We start from the raw sequence: 21382 nt of genomic DNA on the forward strand, positions 1-21382 counted from the left end.
CCTGCGTGTCTCCACTCAGANGCNTATTNACNTAACCCCGGCATTTGTCGGGGTTATGACTGTTGGCAAATGCAAAATTGCCTGATGCGCTACGCTTATCAGGCCTACATCGCCTCTGCAATATATTGCATTTTCACGATTTTGTAGGCCGGATAAGGCGTTCACGCCGCATCCGGCATAAAACAGCGAGCACATTGTCAGCAATTTGTTACCTCGGCAACCGTCGGAGTTTTTTTATTTAATCTGGGTAAATGCAGATAATCGTTTTCTGGCTTCGTGATTTGCCGCCTGCATCACCATCCACGGACTAAATGCCCACGGCGTAGCATCAATAGCGCGTAAAACATCTGATAAATCACACCATTGATAATCCATCACTTCATCACCGTTGGGCTGTAACGCGCTGGTAATTCGTGCGGCAAAGACTGGACACATTTCATTTTCGACAATGCCATTCGGGTCAGTGGCGCGATAGTGGAAGTCTGGATAAACCGATTCGGGTGACGTTATTTCCACGCCCAGTTCATAGCGGCAACGGCGGATTACCGCCTCTTCATTGCTTTCGCCCAGTTGCGGATGACCGCACACCGAGTTAGTCCACACGCCTGGCCACGCTTTTTTGCTTAGTGCGCGGCGGGTAACCAGCAGTTGTCCCTTAGCATTAAATAGCCAGCAGGAGAACGCGAGATGTAATGGGGTGTCTGCCGTGTGTGCGGCATATTTTTCCAGCGTACCCGAGGGGACTCCCTGTGCATTCAGTAAAATGACGTGTTCCGTTTGCATAATTTCTCACATGTAATTCTAATCACTCGTCATTATAGATAACTGAAGAGTCAAATGATTAACCAAGTGAGTGTTTATCGGCATCCGCCCGTTTTGAGCGGATGCTGACAGAGAAAGGTCATTTAAAAAAGCAGCATCATATATTTGAAGCGACTTTCAATAGCCATTGCCACGCAGTCAGAAATGACAGGAATGGAGATCATTAAGAGTAATAACAGACTGAATATAGTGCGTATTAATAGGTTCATATCATTCACCATGCTCATTTTTCTTTAGCTTGCGCATCAAAAGCCACATACGCACTGTTCTGACTTTTAAATCTTTATCAGAGACAGATTCCTTCACCAGATCGGCATGATGCTGATAACCATTGAAAAAGACATTCAGCACCACCGCGCTGATAGTCGCCAACATAATGCCGCTATGTAACAACGGTTGCAGTACCGCCGGTAACTTAGAAAAGAAATCATGAGAAAGCGTCGGGGTTATACCCACGCCAAGGCTAATAGCCACGATATACAGGTTGTAGCGGTTGGTGGTGTAGTTACAGCGCGACAGAATGCGGATCCCCGTCGCCAGCACCATGCCGAACATCACCAGCCCAGCGCCGCCCAGCACAAATTGCGGAATGGAGGCTACCAGCACCGCCATTTTTGGCACCATGCCAAACAGGATTAATATAATTCCCGAAGAAATACACACCCAGCGGCTATGAACGCGCGTCACGCTAACCAGGCCAACGTTTTGAGAAAATGACGTGTGGGGGAAGCTGTTAAACGTGCCACCAATCATTGTCCCTATGCCATCTACGCGTAGCCCGCGAATAATGTCTTGCGAAGAAAGTTTTCTACCGACAATTTCCCCCAATGCCAGGAACATCCCCATAGACTCAATAAATACGATGATTAACACTGCGGTCATGGTCAGAATGGAAACGGGATCGAAAATCGGCATACCAAACGACATCGGCGTAACAATCGCAAACCATGAAGCATCATGTAGCCCGGATAAATTGACTTCATTCATCATCCACGAAAGTAAAAAGCCAAATACAATCCCCAGTAATACGGCGACGTTGGACATAAATCCTTTCGCATAGCGAGTAATGAGCAAGATAAAAATTAAGACGGCAAAGGAGATACCTAAATAAACGGGATTACCATATTGCGGATTCCCTTTACCTCCGGCGGCCCAGTCAATACCCACCTGAATGATGCTAAGCCCGATAGAAGTAATAACCACACCGGTAACCAACGGTGGGAATAAAGGCATTAAGCGACCAATAAGTGGTGCTAATAGCGTGGTGATAAAACCGGCCGCAATGGTCGCGCCAAAAATCCCCAGCAGGCCGATATCCGGGTTCATCCCAATGGCAATCATTGGCGTTACAGCCGCAAAGGTCACCGACATAATCACCGGCAGGCGGATCCCCATAAAGCGGCCGATACCGATACATTGCAATAATGTGACGATACCGCAGCAAAAGAGATCGGAGCTAATCAGCATTGCGATAGCTTCTTTCGAGAGTCCGAGTCTGTCACCAATCATCAGTGGGACGGCGACTGCGCCTGCGTACATAACAAGGACGTGTTGCAGACCGAGTATGATCAGCTTTCCTGGTGATAATATGCGGTCCACCTCATCCGTTGGGCGGTCTTGCCCTGAGGATGAGGGAATTTGAGAATCTATGGCGCTCATCAGTCTTTCTCCTTTCGCTCGCCAGAGTAAAAAGCAACCGTTTACGTTCACTAAAACTCTTTAATGACATGCTCGTGGGATGCCAGTTTTCACAAGGAGGGGACGTTACAAGATGGAAATGCGGGGGCAATCACATAATCGGGATTAAACCGAGAAAATGAGAATAAAAATAGACAATGAAATTATCTTTAATTTTCTCATATTGATATTTCATTAATCATTCTGGCATGTCGCACTCTCGTATTTAATACTTTTTATCCGGATGGCATTTTTTTGAACGGCGATGTTTAAATCTTGAAAACGGCACAGATTGAGGGGCGATAATTTGATATCTCTCACAAAATTATAATTAAAACTGACTCGTTTCCCCATATATGCCCGTTTATTGCATTGCGACATTGTAGAAGACATAACTCATCAAATGAAAGGGATGCAAATGAACAAGTTTATCGCTGCTGATGCTGCGGAATGTATAGGCTGTCATGCCTGTGAAATTGCCTGTGCGGTGGCTCATAATCAAGAAAACTGGCCGCAGAGTCATGGTGATTTTCGACCCCGTATCCACGTTGTTGGGAAAGGTCTGGCTGCAAATCCAGTGGCTTGCCATCATTGCAACAATGCCCCCTGCGTTACGGCTTGCCCGGTAAATGCCCTGACTTTCCAGCCCGATAGCGTGCAACTGGATGAACAAAAATGCATTGGTTGTAAAAGATGCGCAATCGCTTGCCCCTTTGGGGTAATTGAGATGGTCGATGCTATTGCGCAGAAATGTGACCTTTGTAACCAGCGCAATTCCGGCGCGCAAGCCTGTATTGAAGTCTGCCCAACCCAGGCGTTGCGGCTGATGGATGAGAACGGCTTGCAGCAGATGAAAACGCTGCGACAGCGCGGGACGGCGGAGGGAAAAGCATCGGAAAAGCCACAATCATCGCGTCGCGAGGCATTGCTCCCTGTCACTCCACGCAAAGGGGCGGATAAAGTTACAGCAAGCGAGCGGAAGACCCACTTTGGCGAAATTTATTGCGGCCTTGATCAAAAACAAGCGGCGTATGAAAGCGACCGTTGTGTCTATTGCGCCGAAAAAGCCAACTGTAACTGGCATTGCCCGCTGCATAACGCTATCCCTGATTACGTCCGACTGGTGCAGGAAGGGAAGATTATTGAAGCGGCAGAACTCTGCCACCAGACCAGTTCATTACCGGAAATTTGCGGTAGGGTGTGTCCGCAGGACCGGCTTTGTGAAGGCGCATGTACTTTAAAAGATCACTCTGGCGCAGTCTCTATCGGTAATCTGGAACGCTATATTACTGATACTGCGCTGGCGATGGGCTGGCGTCCTGATGTCAGCCAGGTTGTTCCCCGCATAGAAAAAGTGGCGGTGATTGGCGCAGGACCCGCGGGACTGGGATGTGCCGACATTCTGGCGAGGGCGGGTGTTCATGTTGATGTCTTTGATCGCCATCCAGAAATTGGCGGTATGCTGACATTTGGCATTCCTCCGTTCAAGCTCGATAAAATGGTATTAAGCCAGCGGCGGGAGATATTCACCGCAATGGGAATCGACTTTCATCTCAACTGTGAAATTGGCCGCGATATTTCTTTCAACGAATTAACGGCGGAATATGATGCTGTTTTCCTCGGCGTGGGGACTTACGGCATGATGCGTGCAGATCTGCCGCATGAAGATGCGCCAGGCGTCATTCAGGCGCTACCGTTCCTGACTGCCCATACCCGCCAGCTTATGGGACTGCCGGAGTCTGAAGAGTATCCGCTGACGGATGTTGAAGGTAAACGCGTCGTGGTTTTGGGTGGCGGCGATACGACAATGGATTGTTTGCGCACTTCCATCCGCCTCAATGCTGCCAGCGTGACCTGCGCGTATCGCCGTGATGAAGTCAGTATGCCCGGTTCGCGTAAAGAGGTAGTCAACGCGCGCGAGGAAGGCGTTGAGTTTCAGTTCAATGTTCAGCCGCAATATATTGCTTGTGACGATGATGGGCGTTTAACTGCGGTGGGCCTGATTCGTACCGCAATGGGAGAGCCGGGACCAGATGGGCGCCGTCGTCCACGTCCGGTGGCGGGCTCTGAGTTTGAACTGCCCGCCGATGTTCTGATTATGGCGTTTGGTTTTCAGGCACATGCAATGCCGTGGTTACAGGGGAGTGGAATAAAACTCGATAAATGGGGACTGATTAAAACCGGTGACGCGGGATATTTCGCTACTCAGACGCATCTGAAAAAGGTCTTTGCCGGGGGGGATGCGGTTCATGGAGCGGATCTGGTCGTCACTGCAATGGCGGCAGGACGGCAGGCGGCGCGCGATATGTTAACTCTGTTTGATACGAAGGCATCGTGATGAAATCGTTAATTATCGTTAATCCGGCTGACTGTATTGGCTGCCGTACTTGTGAAGTAGCCTGTGTGGTCGCCCATCCGTCAGAGCAGACTTTAAATGCCAGCTTCTTTTTGCCTCGCTTAAAGGTGCAGCGTTTGGATCGAATTAGCGCTCCGGTGATGTGTCACCAGTGCGAAAATGCGCCTTGCGTTGGGGCCTGCCCCGTGCAGGCGCTGACGATGGGTGAGCAGGTGGTGCAGGCAAATTCTGCCCGTTGTATCGGCTGCCAGAGTTGCGTCAGCGCGTGTCCGTTTGGGATGATCACAATTCAAATGTGGCCGGGAAATGTTCGGCCAGAAATCGTGAAATGTGACCTTTGCGAACAGCGGGAAGAGGGGCCGGCTTGCGTTGCATCTTGCCCGACGCAGGCGTTGCAGTTGTTAACCGAAGGAGAACTCAGGCGAGTCCGCCAGCAGCGTATTGCTGCCAGCGGCAAGAATCCACTCTGACAAAACTCCGTGCTGTATGGCGCGGAGGTTCTTCTAGATAGCCCAACCACCCGCGTAAAACGCGACCAGGGCGACAGTGATGATGACAGTACCAATATTGAGTTTGTTCCATTCGCGAGCAAAAACACGACCCACTACGAGAGTTACAAAGCCCAGCATAATGCCGGTGACGATATTACAGGTCAGGACGATAAAGACAGCGCAAACCAGGCCCGCCATCGCATCAATAAAGTCATTGAAGTCCAGTTTTGAGACGTTACTTAACATCAGCAGACCCACGTACATCAGTGCGGGAGCTGTGGCATAACCGGGGATCAGAAACGATAACGGTGATAAAAACAGAATCAACAGGAACAGTAAGCCAACAATCGTCGCTGTCAGACCTGTTTTGCCACCCGCTGCGGTTCCTGCGGCAGATTCGATATAGACCGCCGCAGGTGCAGCACCCACCAGCCCAGAAAATATCGAGCTGACGGAATCGCTGGTCAGGGCTTTACCACCGTTGATTATCTGGTTGTCTTTATCCAGGAGATTCGCCTGACCGGCTACTGCGCGGATGGTGCCGGTGGCATCAAATACGGCGGTCATCACCAGTGCCAGTACACTCGGGAGAACGGTTGGCTGGAGTGCACCCATAATGTCGAGGCTGAAAATTAGCGACTTACCATCTTCTCCTGTCAGGCTCGGCATCGCCACCAGACCGTGGTATTCCACCGCGGGATCAAAGATTAAGCCGATTATCGAGATGGCGATAATTACCAGTAAGATCCCTCCTGGTACGCGGCACTTCTCCAGACCAAAAATTACCGCTAATCCCAGCAAGCTCATCATCACAGGGAAAGAGGTAAATGCCCCGAGCGCTACCGGTAAACCTTCAATCGGGTTTTTGATAACCATACCAACGCCGTTAGCTGCAATCAGCAGCAGGAACAGGCCGATACCAATGCCTGTTCCGTGGGCAATACCCATCGGTAAATTGCGTAAGATCCAGGTTCGTATACCGGTTACGGAGATGGCGGTGAAGATGAGGCCCATCAGGAAGACCGCGCCCAGCACGACGGGAACGCTAATTTGTTGCCCGAGTACCAGACTGAATGCGGTAAATGCCGTCAAGGAGATGGCGCAGCCGATCGCCATTGGCAAATTGGCCCACAATCCCATCAGCAAGGAACCGAAGCCCGCAACCAGACAGGTGGCGACAAACACCGCGGCGGGAGGAAAGCCTGCTTTACCCAGCATTCCCGGTACGACAATAACGGAGTAAACCATCGCCAGAAATGTGGTTAAGCCTGCCAGAACTTCCTGGCGAACGGTACTGCCACGAGCGGTAATCTTAAAATAGCTATCCAGCGCGCCCTGTGGCTTTGGTGCGTCCGGTGTTTGTAGGATGTCTCCAGACATAATGATGTCCTCACGAGGATGTTTAAGGTTTTATTATTAGTTGCGTTCGTACACCAGACGACCATCAACGTAGGTGCGGTAGATCGAACGGTCATCGCCCAACGTCATCATCACGAACAATTTGTCGACTAAAGAAACAGAGTTGTCATAGCGCAGCTGCTGTAGCGGCGTGGCGGTGGGTTCCATCACCACGAAATCAGCCTCTTTGCCAGGTAAAAAGTTGCCAATCAAATCGTCAAGGCCCAGAGATTTCGCTCCGCCGAGCGTGGCCAGGTAAAACGCTTCATATGCCGAGAGGCGATAGCCTTGTAATTGCAACACTTTGTAGGCTTCGTTCAGCGTTTGCAGCATGTTGAAAGTTGTTCCGGCACCGATATCCGTTCCCATGCCCACTTTGACTTTCTTCTGCCATGCTTTTTTCAAGTTGAATAAGCCGCTGCCGAGGTAAAGGTTGGAGGTTGGGCAGAAAGCGATGCTGGATTTGGTTTCACTAAGACGATCCCACTCTTTTTCTTCGAGATGGACGCAGTGAGCAAAGACGCAGTTTTTTCCTGTCAGGCCGTACTGGTGGTAAACATCCAGATAACCATCATGTTCAGGATAGAGTGATTTCACCCAGGCAATTTCATCTTTGTTTTCACAGAGATGGGTATGTACCCACGTATCTGGATACTCTTCTTTCAGGCGTTGCGCCATCGCCATCTGTTCAGGTGAAGATGTTGGGGCGAAGCGTGGCGTAATGGCATATAACAGACGACCATTTTTGTGCCAGCGTTCGATCAGTTCTTTGCTTTGGTGATAGCTGCTTTCGGCAGTATCGAGCAGATAATCCGGTGCGTTGCGGTCCATCATCACCTTACCGGCAATCATGCGCATATTGATATGACTGGCGGCTTCAAACAGCGCATCAACGGATTGCGGATGGACGGTACCAAACACCAGCGCCGTGGTGGTTCCGTTACGTAAAAGCTGCTTGATAAAGAACGCCGACATTTCGCGGGCGTACTCTAAATCCTCATAACGGCGCTCAGTAGGGAAGGTGTGTTTATTCAGCCATTCCAGTAACTGCTCGCCATAGGCACCGACCATTTCACTCTGCGGATAATGGATATGCGTATCGACAAAGCCCGGTACTATCAGTTTGCCGCGATAATCACGGACGCGAATGGTGTCCGGGATTTGATGCTTGCCCTGTTCCCATTCACCAAACCATTCCACTTTCCCCTGTTTAATGAGTAATAAACCATCCTCAATAAATCGCAGCGCAGAAGCTATCTCTTCTGGATTATCGACAGTACGGATGACATCAATAAAACTGCCTCGTACTGCTTTTAACGTGTGTTCCCCTGACATCATTGACTCCTTTACTGTTAATCCATCTCTTCCGCAGAGGTAATACCCGGCAGAACGTTTTCCTGTCGGTAGCCACCAGGGAGGATAATATTTAATAAAATCGCAGTTAGGCCTCCGGCACAAATAGGATTTTCAACTAATACATATATTGAGGCGGGCAATATTTTAAAAAATTTCGGGGTCATAAGAAACACCAAGTCCTAAACCTAAAGAAGTGGCGACAATAAGTGTTTCACGGCGCTTTAATCCGTTGGTAATAATGATGCGGATACCCGCAATGGCAATCATGGAAAACATCAACGTCATTGCACCACCCAGAACTGCCGAGGGAATAGTGGTGAAGAAGCCACCGATCACCGGAAATAATCCGAGGATAACCAGCATTACCGCGATGGTTCGCCCGACATAACGTGAGGCGACACCGGTCATCTGAATAACACCGTTATTTTGTGCAAACGTGGTTAATGGTAGTGAGCCGACGGCGGAGGCGATAACCGAAACCAGACCATCTGCCAGCACGCCGCCTTTCAGGCGTGACTGATATTCTTCTCCCTGGATAGGGCGGCGGGAAACCATTGCTGTGGCGGTGATATCCCCTACAGCTTCCAGTACACTAAGCAGATAAATGGTGCCGACCACCAGGAACTGATGGAGGTTGAAATTAAATCCGTATTTGAAAGGATGGGGAATAGTAATGAGGGGGAGATTGCGTAAACTACTGAAGTCCACCATGCCAAGGCATAATGAAACCGCATAACCCACGCACAAGCCAATGGCGATTCCGCCCATACGTAGTAGCGGACTGCGACAACAGTTAAAGCCAATAACCACAATCAGCACCAGTAAACCAACGCCAAGGTGCTCGTAGTTGCCGAACGTGCCACTGCTCTTGGCGGCAAAACCACCGCCAAAATCAATAATGCCAACTTTAATCAGGCTTAAGCCGATCATCAGTACAACAATACCACTGACAGTGGGAGTAATTACTCTGCGTAAATAAGGAAGAATAAAAGAGGCTCCGACCACCAGAAAGGCACCAACGAAGGAGACGCCGAGGAGCGACGACATGATTAACTCTTCATGAAAACCGTCGCTTTTCATGCTGCTACCCAGCGCAATCATGACTGTCACAAATGAAAAATTGACTGACTGAATAGAGAGTAAACCTGAACCTATAATTCCATAGCGATTTACTTGCAACCAGGTACCAATACCAGAAGCGATCATCGCCATAGAAACCAGGTAGGCAGTGGTTTCTGCGGAAAGTTGTAAGGCCGCCCCCACAATTAGCGCGGGTGTTACCATTGGGACGAAAATTGCCAATAGATGAGTAATGGCACCAACGATAGCCTGATGAAAAGGAGGGCGATCCTCCAGTTCAAATATAAGGTCAGAGCCTGCATGGTTTATATCAGACATCCCTTCACTCCTTTATAAAGTAAATTTGATCATCTGAATCAGTAAAATAAATTCCCACGAATTTGGGGCGCAGGACGCCTTGAGAACGGCTTATCTCATTTTCGCAGTTACTAATTAGTTATCTTTAATACAAGGGAAACTGGCCGCCGAAGCGGCCATTTATTATTTATATTTTTTTCAGTGCGGTGAGTATTTTCTCCGGTGTGAAATGCCATTCGCGTAACCAAATGCCGCAAGCATCGTGAATTGCGGTAGCAATTGCCGGTGCTGCACCGTTCACGCCGATCTCCGAGATTGATTTCGCCCCGAATGGGCCGACTTTATCGTCACTCGGCACCAGCACAGCGCGGAAATCACGCGGAATGTCGCCAATTTTCGGCGCGCCATAGCTGCGTAAATCACGCGTTAATGGGTGTCCTTTGGCGTCATAAATGATCTCTTCGCTCATGCTATGGCCGATAGCTCGGAGGGTAGCGCCGTAGATCTGCCCCAACGCTAACTCCGGGTTGACCGGAGTACCGCAATCCAGCAAGGCGTAGAATTTATCCAGGCGGATTTCACCGGTACGTGTATTGACGGCCACTTCAGCGAAGTTTGCCCCATACGGGAAGGCGAAATCAGGCGTGATGTAACTGGCTGTTCCCACCAGTGAACCAAAGCCAGTACCGGTTTCGCCTTTATGGGCAATATCCCCGAAACTGACTTCACCTTTCTTGCCGCGCACAACGCCCGGCGTTGCCAGTTGAACATCTTCCAATGGCTCACCCAACATTTGCGCGCCGTGGAAAAGGATTTTCTCGCGTAAATTTTCCGCTGCCATACGTGCGGCGTTGCCTGAGAAGCAAGTGCCGGACGAGGCATACGCGCCTTTATCAAACAACGCATGATCGGTATCACCGGAGATAACATGCACGTCCTGCGGTGGACAATGCAGCACTTCGGCCGCCAGTTTAGTGACTACAGTATCCAGACCCGTACCGATGTCGGCACCACCAGAATGGACGATAAATGTACCGTCTGATTCCAGTTTGATCATGCAGTTAGCCTGATCGATATCAGGGATACCTGATTTCTGCATAATAATGGCGACGCCACGACCCACGCACCAGTCACCTTCCTGCGCTTTAGGTGAAGACCATTGGATCATCTCACGCCCCTGACGCAGGATCTCTTCCAGTGCGCAACTGGCAGCAGAAGGAACGGAGGTTGGCGCTTTACCTTCGCCAATTGCGCCGAGAATCTTCAGCTCTTGCCCTTCGTGTACCCGGTTACGTTCGATAATTTCCAGCTGGTCGATCTGCAACTGTTCAGCCAGTTCTGCTAATGCCATAGTGATAGCGAAGTTACCTTTCGGTGCGCCATAACCCTGATAAGCACCATTTGGGCAGATGTTGCTGTAGTAGGTGGTGACCTGGAAATCAACGTTATCGCACGGATATAACGGCAGCGACAGCGCCGGTCCGTTACACGGTACGGTGAGTGAGTGGTTGCCGTAAGGGCCTGTGTTGGCGCGGAAATCCATCTTCACTGCCGTCAGGCGACCATCCTTTTTTGGCCCCCAGTTTGACGGTAACTTTCGCGACGTGACGAGAGGTGTTAGCAATAAACTCTTCTTCACGGGTGTAGCGGAACAGTACCGGACGTCCGGTCACGCAGGTTGCCCAGGCGCACACTTCTTCCAGCAGGATGTCCTGTTTAGACCCAAAACCGCCGCCTACGCGTTCTTTAATGACATGAACCTTATGCTGTTTCATGCCCACGAGACGCGCAACCTGGCGACGCAGGTGCCACGGTACTTGAGTGGACGCGTGGATAACCAGACGATCGCCGTCCATGCGGGTAAAGCAGATGTGTGTTTCAGTAGGGCACTGCTGCGCCTGAGTTGAATTATAGGTTCGTTCAATGATCACATCGGCGTCGGCAAAGCCTTTGTCCATATCACCAATATGACCATGAATACTGGCGGCGATATTTTTGCGAGGGCGAGAACCGATAGGGAAGTTGATGATCATATGCTCGCCGCGCTGGGCTGCATGGCTGTTATCGTCTTCCAGAGTATCTGGCGCACCAGCAACATACACCACCGGTTCATCGTGTACGACAGGCGCATCTTCCGCCATTGCCTCGTCAATCGACATTACTGGCTTAAGCACCTCATATTCAACGTCGATGAGCTTCAGTGCTTCGAGCGCAATTTCTTCACTTTCAGCGACGACCGCAGCCACGCGATCGCCGACGTGACGCATTTTCTTGCCGAACATACGGCGGTCAAGCGGTGATGGTTCCGGTGCGCTCTGACCACCAGGTGTGTAGTAGATATCCGGGCAATTCAGGTGAGTAATAACGTGAACAACGCCCGGTAAAGCCTCGGCTTTACTGACATCCAGATGAGTAATCAGTGCGTGAGCGTGTGGGCTACGTAACATTTTAATGACGCAGGCGTCAGCGGTTACGCGGTCTTCAACATAGCAGGGTTTCGCCTGCACCATTTTGGCAGCGTCGGTTTTTGGGTAATGTTTACCAATAACTTCAAGGTCATCGCGGAAAGTTGGGGCGATATCAATCGTAGCCTGTGGGTTATTTTTACGTGCAACCGCCAGTTCAATGACCTGGTAGTATTGCTGCCAGCCAGCATCGCGGCTGAACAGGCCAGAAAGCGCGTCGTCGATCTCTTCGCGGGTTGGTGTGGCGATGCGATCGAGAAGATCGGTGATAATCAGAGCCGCAGCCGGATCGTTATAACCGGACTGCACCACGCCGACATCAACCATTGCCTGTTGAACCAGACTTAATTCATTCCATTTGCCTAAGGATTCAGTGGTGAGAATGTCTGCGTTTTCTAACTGTGCTGCTATCAACAGGGAGGCGTTAAGGATATTACCGTTAAAAAGAATCGCGTCAGAACCGGCAAAACCGAAGCCATCATCACTGTTGCGCACAGAGTGCATACCCATGCCAAACAACAGCTTTTGCACGTTCTCACCAGGATTGGCTTTTAGCTCCTGGGGCGCGCCATTTAAAGTAAAGTGGATATTCATACGGCTTCCTCCCCAGCCTGTTGGCAGTCGGCATACAGGTCGGCTACCAGAACTCCCGTGATATAGCGTTTATAGGCTACGCTGCCCCGCAAATCTTCCTGCGGGAAAATGGCGTTGGCGACAGCCTGTTCAAGTGCATAGCCTTCCAGATTTTGTTTTTCGACATCGTGCAGACGCAGTGCTTTACTGGTGACGCCATCCAGCGCAATTCGCATACCGTCGTGGTCGGTTAACGCTACGGCTGCGGTCACTACCGTTAATCCAGCCTGGGAACGGCTAATTTTGCGAGTCGCACAGGTGCGGTACGGATCTTTAATGATGATTTCGGTTAGCAGGCGATCGCATGGGCAGGCCAGGTACTCTTCGATGGGCAGTGTTTCACCATTGCCAAAAACCAGTTCAGCATCCAGAGCCAGCAGAACGGGAAGCAACACCGATTCTTCCTGCTGGGCGGCGATTTCGCCACCAATAGTCGACTGATTACGAACATGGCGAGAGTAAACAAAACCGAGTGCTTCGCGCAGTGCCGCAGGAATAAAGCGCGCATCACGCAGTGGCTGTAAGCGAGACATTGCACCAATACGCAGTGCGCCGTTATCCCAGTCAACCCAGTCCAGTTCCAGATCCTGTAAGGAAATGGCAATCTTTTTATCGGTGCGGGTTGGCGTGGCGTTAAGTTTGCTGCCGCCGGCAAACCAGACGGCTTCATCCTGGTAGCGGCGCTTCAGTTCCAGCGCCTGTTCGACAGAGTCGGGCCTGAAAAATTGTTCAATCATCTTCTTTCCTTATTTAACCCTCTTCCCGGAAGGAAGAGGGTTTTTGTCATTTATGCCAATGCATCCATACGACGCCACATACTGGCAGCGGCTTTTCTGGCTTGCGCATAAATGGAATCGCAATCGAAGTTAAACTGACGATCTTCATAGACCATCACGCCGTTGACCATCACGCTGTGAACGCTGCCTGACCCCATACCAAAGGCGATATGTCCGGCGATATTTTCTGCCAGCAGCGGCGTCGGCGAGTTGTAATCGCAAATGGTTAAATCTGCTTTATAACCGACTTCCAGGAGGCCAAATTTTGCGCCAAAGTTGCGGCTTATCAGTTCGTTGCCGTTAGTCAGGGCTTTGGCAAAACTGTCAGGCCATAGCGGACCACCCGCATCGCGATGTTTAAAGAAGGCAAATTTCATCTCTTCAAACATGTCTGAACCAATGCCGTCGGTTCCCAATGCCAGATTGCGGATATCGCTAAGGTGATGGTTGTAGCCGACATGGTTGTTCATGTTGGAACGGGCGTTATGCACCAGGAACGCATCGCGCTGATTGAGCAGAGCAATATCTTCTTTCGACAAATAAAGTCCGTGAGCAACCAGCGTTTTGCTGTCGATGAGATCGTATTCTGCCAACCGTACCAGCAGGTCTTTGCCGTACCAGTGGTGACTGTGAGAAACGTCGTAAAGGTCTTCAGCGGCGTGAATGTGTAAACCTCGCCCGGTAGCTTTCACTGCTTCGCGCAGCATTTCCAGCCCAGCATCTGGCACGGTAAACGGAGCGTGAGCGCCGATATGCGCTTCCACCAGATACGGCTCGGTTTCCGCTTTCTTCGCATCATCAATCTGACGGGTGAAGCGGATATTTTCTTCTACCCCTTCCTGTAACTCTTTAATGCCGTTGTTACGGTCAGTGGTTTCAAAACAGGTCATCGCGCGCAGGCCAACTTTTAAAAATGCGTTGCGCAGCGTTGAGAGCGACCCGCCGATATACGCCGGAGAAGCATGGTGATCGATAACCGATGTACATCCACTCTTGATTGCTTCCAGTGAACAAATCAGTCCGCTGTAGTAGAGAGATTCTTCATCAAGGGCGCGATCGAGCCGCCACCACAGGTTTTTCAGCGTCGAGATGAAGTCCGGGCAGGGGGCGATGTTCGCCATAATTCCGCGGGAAAGCCCCGAGTAAAAATGGTTGTGCGAGCAGACAATCCCCGGCATTACAATCCGACCATGCATCTCTTTGTAGTTGGCTTCAGGGTAGCGGTGTGTCAGGGCGTTGCCGATAGCGATAATCACATCATTTTCGATAGCGATATCGACGCCTTCCTGCACTTTCGCCGGGTGTAGCTGTACTGCGGTGACATTCTTCAGAATCAACATGATTACACCTCCACGCGGCCCAGCAGATAATGATGATGCTGGTGGACATGGCTAATGATGCGGCACATATCGTTCAGCTCTGGCGGTACGTTGTTGAACTGACCTTCGCTGTCGATGTTTAACACCCAGCTTTGGTTATTCAGACGCACGCGTACTCGGCAATCTTCTACCAGGAAGCCTGGGTTGCTGCTGTTATCAAAGTCTTGCGACAGACTAAAGACGGTGATTTTGTCTTTGTACGGTTTACCGTTCCACGGACAGAACTGGGCGCAGTTGCCGCATTCGTTGCAGTAGGCGTCCAGGTGCAGTGTCTGGAAACGGTTCTGGAATCCAGGGACCGCAATTGACACGTTGGCGCGGTTCGGGCAGACATCCACACACTTGCTGCAAACGTAGTTACATTCAAGACAACGTGCGGCTTCCTGAGCGACAAACGCGTCACGATCATCGCTGTCGACCTGGGTGACAGAGATATCGCCTTTGCGTTGGTAGATTTCCGTCGGGTTGACGTTGTTCCAGTATTTATCGCTTTGGTGTGAACGGATATTTTCCCGGCTAAGAATGGCATCCGATGCCCGACGAGCTGTGCCGACAGCCGCGACAATGGAGGAAGGTCCGCGCTGTACGTCACCGATCATAAAGACATTAGTCAGGCGGGTTTCACCGTTATGGTCGACGTCTGGCCAGCCGTTGTTGTCCAGCGGCACGCCCATCGTATTCAGGGCTTCAGTATCCTGTTGTTCGCCAATGGCGGTAATCAAACTGTCTACGTGCAGTGTTACCGTTTCGTTGGTTTCTACCGGGCGGCGGCGACCTTTCTCATCAGGTTCGCCAAGTGACATGACGCGCAACGTTAAGGTGCCATCAGCATCGAAACGTTCAGGATTGTTCAGGAAACGGAACTCCACGCCATCGTGCAGTGCTTCTTCATACTCTTCGCGCCATGCTGGCATCTCTTGCAGTGAACGACGGTAAACGACGGTTGCTTTTTCAACGCCAGGCACGCGTAATGCCGCACGGGCGCAGTCCATTGCGGTGTTACCCGCCCCGACAACCACCACATGTTTGCCAAGCTTGAGCGCAGTACCCTTGTTGTACTCGCGCAGGAAGGGGAGAGATTTCCAGACATTCTGGTTGTCGCCCGCCAGTTTCACACCGCTATTTTTATCAGTACCTGTGGCAATCAGAACGTAGTGGAAGCCCTGATTTTTTAATTGTTCGACGGTCAGGTCCGGCGAGCAACCGTACTCAAATTTCACGCCGTGATCGGCAACAAAATCGATATCGTGCTGAATTAACTCAGCCGGGATACGGAACTGAGGAATAATATTTTTCACCACGCCGCCCGCGTTAGCTTCGCGTTCAAACAGCGTGACCGGATGGCCTGCTCTGGCAAGGAAGTAACCTGCAGCCAGACCCGCCGGACCGGCGCCAATTACAGCAACCGGATGACGAGAACCAGAACCGGCTGGTTTGTGCCAGCGTTGCTTATATTCATCCCAGCCTTTTTCCAGGGCGACTTTTTTCAGTTCGCGGATATTCAACGCACTGTCGTAATCCAGACGAGTACAGTTGTACTGGCACTGGTGATCGCAAATATGGCCGGTAATCGCGGGCAGGGCGTTGCGTTGGTAGATAAGTTCCAGCGCGTCGGCATAGCGATGTTCGCCCAGCAGGCGAATATATTCCGGAATATCCTGTTTGATGGCACAAGCAGTAACACAGGGGGCAACGTAGCAGTCGGTCAGTGGCAGGTCTTCTGCCACTTCAATACGCTCTTCTGGCTTCCAGTGTTTCTGGGTGTATTCCATAGTTAGCGCATCTGCTGCCAGCCTGTTCAGCCGTTCGACGTCAACACGGTTAAGCTCCCAGGCGTCTGACCCTTCCAGTTCGCGCATGCAAGCGCTTAAGCGCAGATAGCCACCAGGTTTCAGCAGGTCAGTTGCCATGGTTATCGGGCGAATACCCGTATCGAAAATATCACGGATAGTTAACTGGCTGGCGCCACCGGAATAAGAGATGGGCAGTTTGCCGTCAAAGGCGCGGGAAAGAACTGCTGCGACATTGATGGAGAGCGGGAACAGCGCACGCCCGGACATATACATCTCTTCGCCAGGCAGTGCGCCTTTATTGTTGATGGTGCCGAGGGTGTTAGTCAGTTTGACGCCAAAGCCGAGCGATTTTTCTTTCGCCAGCGCCATCAGGCGTTCCAGCATTTCCAGCGCCTGGGTTAGCTTGAGATCGTGATCAAATGACTCTTCTTTTAAGCCAATGTAATCGAAACCACAGCTATCGAGAATCTCGCGCACTCGCGCGTAACCCAATAAAGTCGGGTTGAGTTTCACGAAGGTATTGAGCTCTTTTTCTTCCAGCATGTAACGGCAAATGGCTTCGATTTCATGTGGAGGGCAGCCGTGCATCGTGGAGAGGGTAACGCCTTGTACCATGCGTGGTGGGGATACGTGCCGATAAGGCCTGCAAGCTTTCACGTTTTTCCTGCAAACCGTGGCGGGCTAAAAATGCGTCATCCTGGAGTAGTTTATGAAGCGTATCGCGGTATTGTGCAAACTTCGGATGTGTAGATGCGTCCATCATATTATCGATGAACTGCTGCATGGGTGGTTGTTTAATGCCTTCGAGGTTGTAACCGACGCTCATATTAAAGATGAATGATTTACCGGACTCGGACGGCTGGAACATCGCTTCGAGAAGATGCAGGGCGAACCAGGCTTTGAGGTATTCATCCCACGCTTTAAGCAGGGTAAATTCGGTGGACCATTCGGTGTTAAAACACTCGTCTTCGGCGTCGATACAGGGCTTTTCCAGCTCCAGACGATCGAGGATTTGTACTGTTTTAAGTTCGATGAAGCGTCCGCCAGTCAGCCAGGACGTGACGATGTTTTGTGCGAGTTGCGTGTGCGGACCTGCGGCGGGGCCGATTGGTGTCGCACAGGTTTCACCGAAAACACCGACAGATTTACCTTTTGCGGGTGAGTAAAACTGTTGCTCGGGAATACCAAAGATTGAGCGTTGTTGTTGGTATTCATCAAATATGCGCGTCAAAAGTTCCTCAAACGGAATGGGACGCATAATATCCCCCATAACCCTCTCCTTAGCTTACACAGATATCATTGAGTGACCGGTATTGAGAAATCCGGTGGTTTAGGGGGATAGAGCAACAATCACACCACTCTTGCCATGTTCGCCAGGAAATATAAAAAAATGTGAAGCGCCTCGAAACTTAAGGGACTTTTGTGAATGATCTCACAGGTGTCAAATGAGAATTAAAATCACTCCTGGGTATTATTGTTGTCAGGAGTTTTATCACTTTTTCTCATTTCTCAAAATCAGTGATTCTGTATCATTATGATAAAGACGTACTGAGTGGATTTAATATTTGAACGCAATCGTTTAACTGGCTTTTCTAAATTTTAGTATACTTTTTTTGCGCATTAATAAAGTCATTTGGAGTATCAATATCTAAAATTATTTCTTCATTTTCCATTTCGACGAAATAATGTTCGCCCATGAGTAATGCCTGGCGCATATGGGTAACATTAGGTTGTTTGACCGCCTGCATCAGGCAGGATTTTGACACTAAAATCGGATGGCCAGGCGTACCATGATGGAGCGGGAGTATGGCTCCGTTGTTTCGTAACTTCCAGATTTTTAGGAAGATATCTCTGTTGATGGTTGGCATATCACCATGAGTGAGAAAACAATGTTCTGTTTGTACCGCTGGCGCTGCGGCTTTTACCGAAGTCAGTAACCCCTGCGCATAATCTGGATTGTAGATAATAGTAATGTTGCTATGGCTAGCGTAGCGATTATGCAGTTCATTGCCGCGATAACCAGTGACTAAAATAATTCGGCTACAAAACTGCAACGCATTTTTGATACTCGCGTCAAGAATTGTTCCCTGTTGCCAGGGTAACATCATTTTCCATTGCCCCATTCTTGATGATAATCCGGCCGCGGTAATTATACAGTCGATGGCTGACATAGTGGTTCCATTATTATATGGGCTAATAACGCCTGGAAATGTGTTACTCCCTGATTAATGCGTACTTACCCCAGAGAGGTCCATGAAGACTCGTGAAAAGTATAATTGACCCATCGGCGTTATTCATTGATTTAGGCGCGCAGAAACACCCCACTGTGATTTCTGTTGTTGGCGCCGGGGGGAAAACCAGTCTGCTTTTTTGGCTGGCGCAGTTATTTCAGTCCATCGGTAGGCGCGTGTTGATCACTACGACCACACATATGTTTATGCCAGATTTACACTGGCCCGTGGTTTTCTGCCGTGATCCCGCCATGCTTCCTCATGCGTCTCTTACATCCCCCATTTCATTTTGTTTTCACCGCTGGAAAGCGAACCAGGGAAAAGTGCAGGGATTTACGCCAGAAGCGATTGATGCACTGGCGCAACGACCAGAATGTGACGTGATTCTCATTGAGGCAGATGGCTCACGTGGAATGCCATTAAAAGCGCCGGGTGAGCACGAACCTTGCATACCGAAAAGCAGTTGCTGCGTGATTGCTGTGATGGGCGGGCATGTTTTGGGCGCGAAAGTTGGTGCGGAAAATGTCCATCGCTGGTCGCAGTTTGCCGATATTACTGGGCTGACGTCAGGGACGACCTTGCAACTGAGCGATCTCATTGCGCTGGTTCGTCACCCGCAGGGCGCGTTTAAAAACGTACCGCAAGGATGTCGGCGAGTCTGGTTCATTAACCGTTTTTCTCAATGTGAGAATGCGATTGCGCAAAACGAGCTACTTCAACCGCTGCAACAACATGACATAGAGGCAATCTGGCTGGGCGATATACAAGAACATCCTGCAATCGCGCGCAGATTTGTGAATTAGCGGCCCGGATATTGCGGGTTACTGAAAGGATATCCATTGAGGTTGGTATGAATATTTTCACAGAGGCTGCAAAACTCGAAGAGCAAAATTGTCCGTTTGCGATGGCGCAAATTGTAGATAGCCGAGGCTCTACTCCCCGCCATTCTGCACAAATGTTAGTGCGCGCCGATGGTTCAATCGTCGGCACAATTGGTGGCGGAATGGTTGAGCGGAAGGTGATTGAAGAGTCACTACAGGCATTGCAGGAACGTAAGCCGCGATTATTCCATGGACGCATGGCGCGTAACGGCGCGGATGCCGTCGGGTCAGATTGCGGAGGCGCAATGTCAGTGTTTATCAGCGTACATGGTATGCGACCCCGGCTGGTGTTGATCGGCGCGGGGCATGTTAACCGGGCGATAGCCCAAAGCGCAGCACTGCTGGGGTTTGATATTGCTGTTGCCGATATTTATCGCGAAAGCCTGAATCCTGAACTTTTCCCGCCATCAACTGCGCTTGTTCATGCTGAGTCGTTTGGCGCGGCAGTGGAAGCACTTGAGATTCGCCCTGATAATTTTGTCCTGATTGCCACGAATAATCAGGATCGTGAAGCCCTCGATAAACTCATTGAACAACCCATTGCATGGCTGGGTTTACTGGCCAGTCGCCGCAAGGTTCAGCTTTTCTTGCGTCAATTGCGTGAGAAAGGCGTGGCTGAAGAACATATTGCCCGTTTACATGCGCCCGTTGGTTACAACATAGGTGCGGAAACGCCGCAGGAGATCGCTATCAGCGTTCTGGCAGAAATATTACAGGTGAAAAATAACGCGCCGGGTGGGCTGATGATGAAACCTTCTCATCCTTCCGGACACCAGCTGGTGGTGATTCGCGGTGCGGGGGATATCGCCAGTGGTGTGGCGCTGCGTCTGTATCATGCGGGTTTTAAAGTGATCATGCTGGAAGTGGAAAAACCGACGGTGATTCGTTGTACCGTGGCGTTTGCCCAGGCCGTGTTCGATGACGAAATGACGGTTGAAGGCGTCACCGCCCGACTGGCAACCAGCTCTGCAGAGGCGATGAAACTGACTGAACGCGGGTTTATTCCCGTGATGGTAGACCCCGACTGTTTACTGCTTGATGAGCTGAAACCACTTTGTGTGGTGGACGCTATTCTGGCGAAACAGAATTTAGGTACGCGTATGGATATGGCTCCGGTGACAATTGCGCTTGGGCCGGGTTTTACCGCAGGAAAAGATTGCCATGCGGTGATTGAAACAAATCGTGGGCATTGGTTGGGACAGGTTATTTACTCTGGTTGCGCACAGGAGAACACTGGCGTTCCTGGCAATATTATGGGGCATACCACCCGGCGAGTTATTCGCGCTCCGGCGGCAGGTATCATGCGTTCCAACGTGAAGTTAGGCGATCTGGTACAAGAGGGCGATGTTATTGCCTGGATTGGCGAGCATGAAATAAAAGCGCCGCTGACGGGAATGGTGCGTGGTTTACTTAATGACGGGCTGGCGGTGGTCGGTGGCTTTAAAATCGGTGATATCGATCCTCGTGGTGAAACGGCTGATTTCACCAGCGTTTCTGACAAAGCCCGAGCGATTGGTGGTGGCGTACTTGAGGCGTTAATGATGTTGATGCATCAGGGCGTTAAAGCGACGAAAGAAGTGCTGGAAGTAGCTTAAATGAAAATGGCCGGATGGTATTACCGCCCGGCCTTGAGACTGATGATAAACGCTAAATTGCCTGATGCGCTGCGCTTATCAGGCCTACAAGTGCTTTGCAATTAATTGAATATTAGATGTTTTATAGACTGAGTAAGGCGTTCACGCCGCAT

General features: G+C 50.4%; 13 protein-coding genes and 4 pseudogenes. 5 read left to right on the forward strand and 12 right to left on the reverse strand.

The window, feature by feature from the left end; translation table 11 throughout:
• Window positions 1–78: 78 nt before the first annotated feature.
• Window positions 79–177, reverse strand: a pseudogene (locus CRI63_RS24725) (hypothetical protein); the annotation flags it as partial.
• A gap of 57 nt (window positions 178–234) precedes the next feature.
• Window positions 235–783 (reverse strand): isopentenyl-diphosphate Delta-isomerase, encoded by a 549-nt coding sequence (gene idi / locus CRI63_RS14245; RefSeq protein WP_135519886.1) that lies wholly within the window; start codon window positions 781–783, stop codon window positions 235–237.
• 54 nt (window positions 784–837) lie between these two features.
• Between idi and CRI63_RS14250 the strand changes: the two genes are divergently transcribed.
• On the forward strand, window positions 838–891 hold the full coding sequence (locus CRI63_RS14250) for a hypothetical protein (protein ID WP_123057966.1): 54 nt from the start codon (window positions 838–840) through the stop codon (window positions 889–891).
• A 14-nt stretch (window positions 892–905) separates the two neighbouring features.
• On the opposite strand, the gene CRI63_RS14255 is transcribed toward CRI63_RS14250, so the two are convergent.
• Window positions 906–1031, reverse strand: coding sequence for a hypothetical protein (locus tag CRI63_RS14255; protein WP_130217940.1), 126 nt, complete (start codon window positions 1029–1031; stop codon window positions 906–908).
• 1 nt (window position 1032) lies between these two features.
• On the reverse strand, window positions 1033–2481 hold the full coding sequence (uacT, locus tag CRI63_RS14260; RefSeq protein ID WP_135519888.1) for a urate/proton symporter UacT: 1449 nt from the start codon (window positions 2479–2481) through the stop codon (window positions 1033–1035).
• A gap of 436 nt (window positions 2482–2917) precedes the next feature.
• On the opposite strand from uacT, the gene ygfT reads away from it, so the two are divergent.
• Window positions 2918–4837, forward strand: a complete 1920-nt coding sequence (gene ygfT / locus CRI63_RS14265) for a formate-dependent uric acid utilization protein YgfT (protein ID WP_135519890.1) — start codon at window positions 2918–2920, stop codon at window positions 4835–4837.
• Window positions 4837–5325 (forward strand): 4Fe-4S dicluster domain-containing protein, encoded by a 489-nt coding sequence (locus CRI63_RS14270; RefSeq protein WP_130221466.1) that lies wholly within the window; start codon window positions 4837–4839, stop codon window positions 5323–5325. Before ygfT ends, CRI63_RS14270 begins: the two co-directional genes overlap by 1 nt.
• A 33-nt stretch (window positions 5326–5358) precedes the next feature.
• Here the strand turns inward: CRI63_RS14270 and ghxQ are convergent, their stop codons facing one another.
• From ghxQ to mocA, 8 genes and pseudogenes are all read right to left on the reverse strand, one after another.
• Window positions 5359–6726 (reverse strand): guanine/hypoxanthine transporter GhxQ, encoded by a 1368-nt coding sequence (ghxQ, locus tag CRI63_RS14275; RefSeq protein ID WP_135519892.1) that lies wholly within the window; start codon window positions 6724–6726, stop codon window positions 5359–5361.
• 36 nt (window positions 6727–6762) lie between these two features.
• A complete protein-coding gene (guaD, locus tag CRI63_RS14280) occupies window positions 6763–8079 on the reverse strand; it encodes a guanine deaminase (protein ID WP_135488891.1) in 1317 nt (438 codons plus the stop codon).
• Window positions 8080–8096: 17 nt separating this feature from the next.
• A pseudogene (xanQ, locus tag CRI63_RS14285) lies at window positions 8097–9498 on the reverse strand (xanthine/proton symporter XanQ).
• 166 nt (window positions 9499–9664) lie between these two features.
• Window positions 9665–12536, reverse strand: a pseudogene (locus CRI63_RS14290) (molybdopterin-dependent oxidoreductase Mo/Fe-S-binding subunit).
• Window positions 12533–13312, reverse strand: a complete 780-nt coding sequence (gene ygfM / locus CRI63_RS14295) for a molybdopterin-dependent oxidoreductase FAD-binding subunit (protein ID WP_135519894.1) — start codon at window positions 13310–13312, stop codon at window positions 12533–12535. The pseudogene CRI63_RS14290 and the gene ygfM overlap by 4 nt, the downstream one beginning before the upstream one ends.
• Before the next feature lie 50 nt (window positions 13313–13362).
• A complete protein-coding gene (gene ssnA / locus CRI63_RS14300; protein WP_135519896.1) occupies window positions 13363–14691 on the reverse strand; it encodes a putative aminohydrolase SsnA in 1329 nt (442 codons plus the stop codon).
• A gap of 2 nt (window positions 14692–14693) precedes the next feature.
• A pseudogene (ygfK, locus tag CRI63_RS14305) lies at window positions 14694–17793 on the reverse strand (putative selenate reductase subunit YgfK).
• A 322-nt stretch (window positions 17794–18115) separates the two neighbouring features.
• Entirely contained in the window at window positions 18116–18694 is a 579-nt protein-coding gene (gene mocA, locus CRI63_RS14310; protein WP_130221472.1) for a molybdenum cofactor cytidylyltransferase, read from the reverse strand.
• Between the two features lie 92 nt (window positions 18695–18786).
• Here mocA and yqeC point away from each other — a divergent pair, with 92 nt between their 5' ends.
• Complete coding sequence (yqeC, locus tag CRI63_RS14315) at window positions 18787–19557, forward strand: selenium cofactor biosynthesis protein YqeC (RefSeq protein WP_135519897.1); 771 nt, start codon at window positions 18787–18789, stop codon at window positions 19555–19557.
• Window positions 19558–19604: 47 nt separating this feature from the next.
• Window positions 19605–21230, forward strand: coding sequence for a selenium-dependent molybdenum cofactor biosynthesis protein YqeB (gene yqeB, locus CRI63_RS14320; protein ID WP_135519899.1), 1626 nt, complete (start codon window positions 19605–19607; stop codon window positions 21228–21230).
• Window positions 21231–21382: the final 152 nt, after the last annotated feature.

The organism is Escherichia sp. E2661 (genome assembly GCF_004745185.1).
Lineage (GTDB): Bacteria > Pseudomonadota > Gammaproteobacteria > Enterobacterales > Enterobacteriaceae > Escherichia.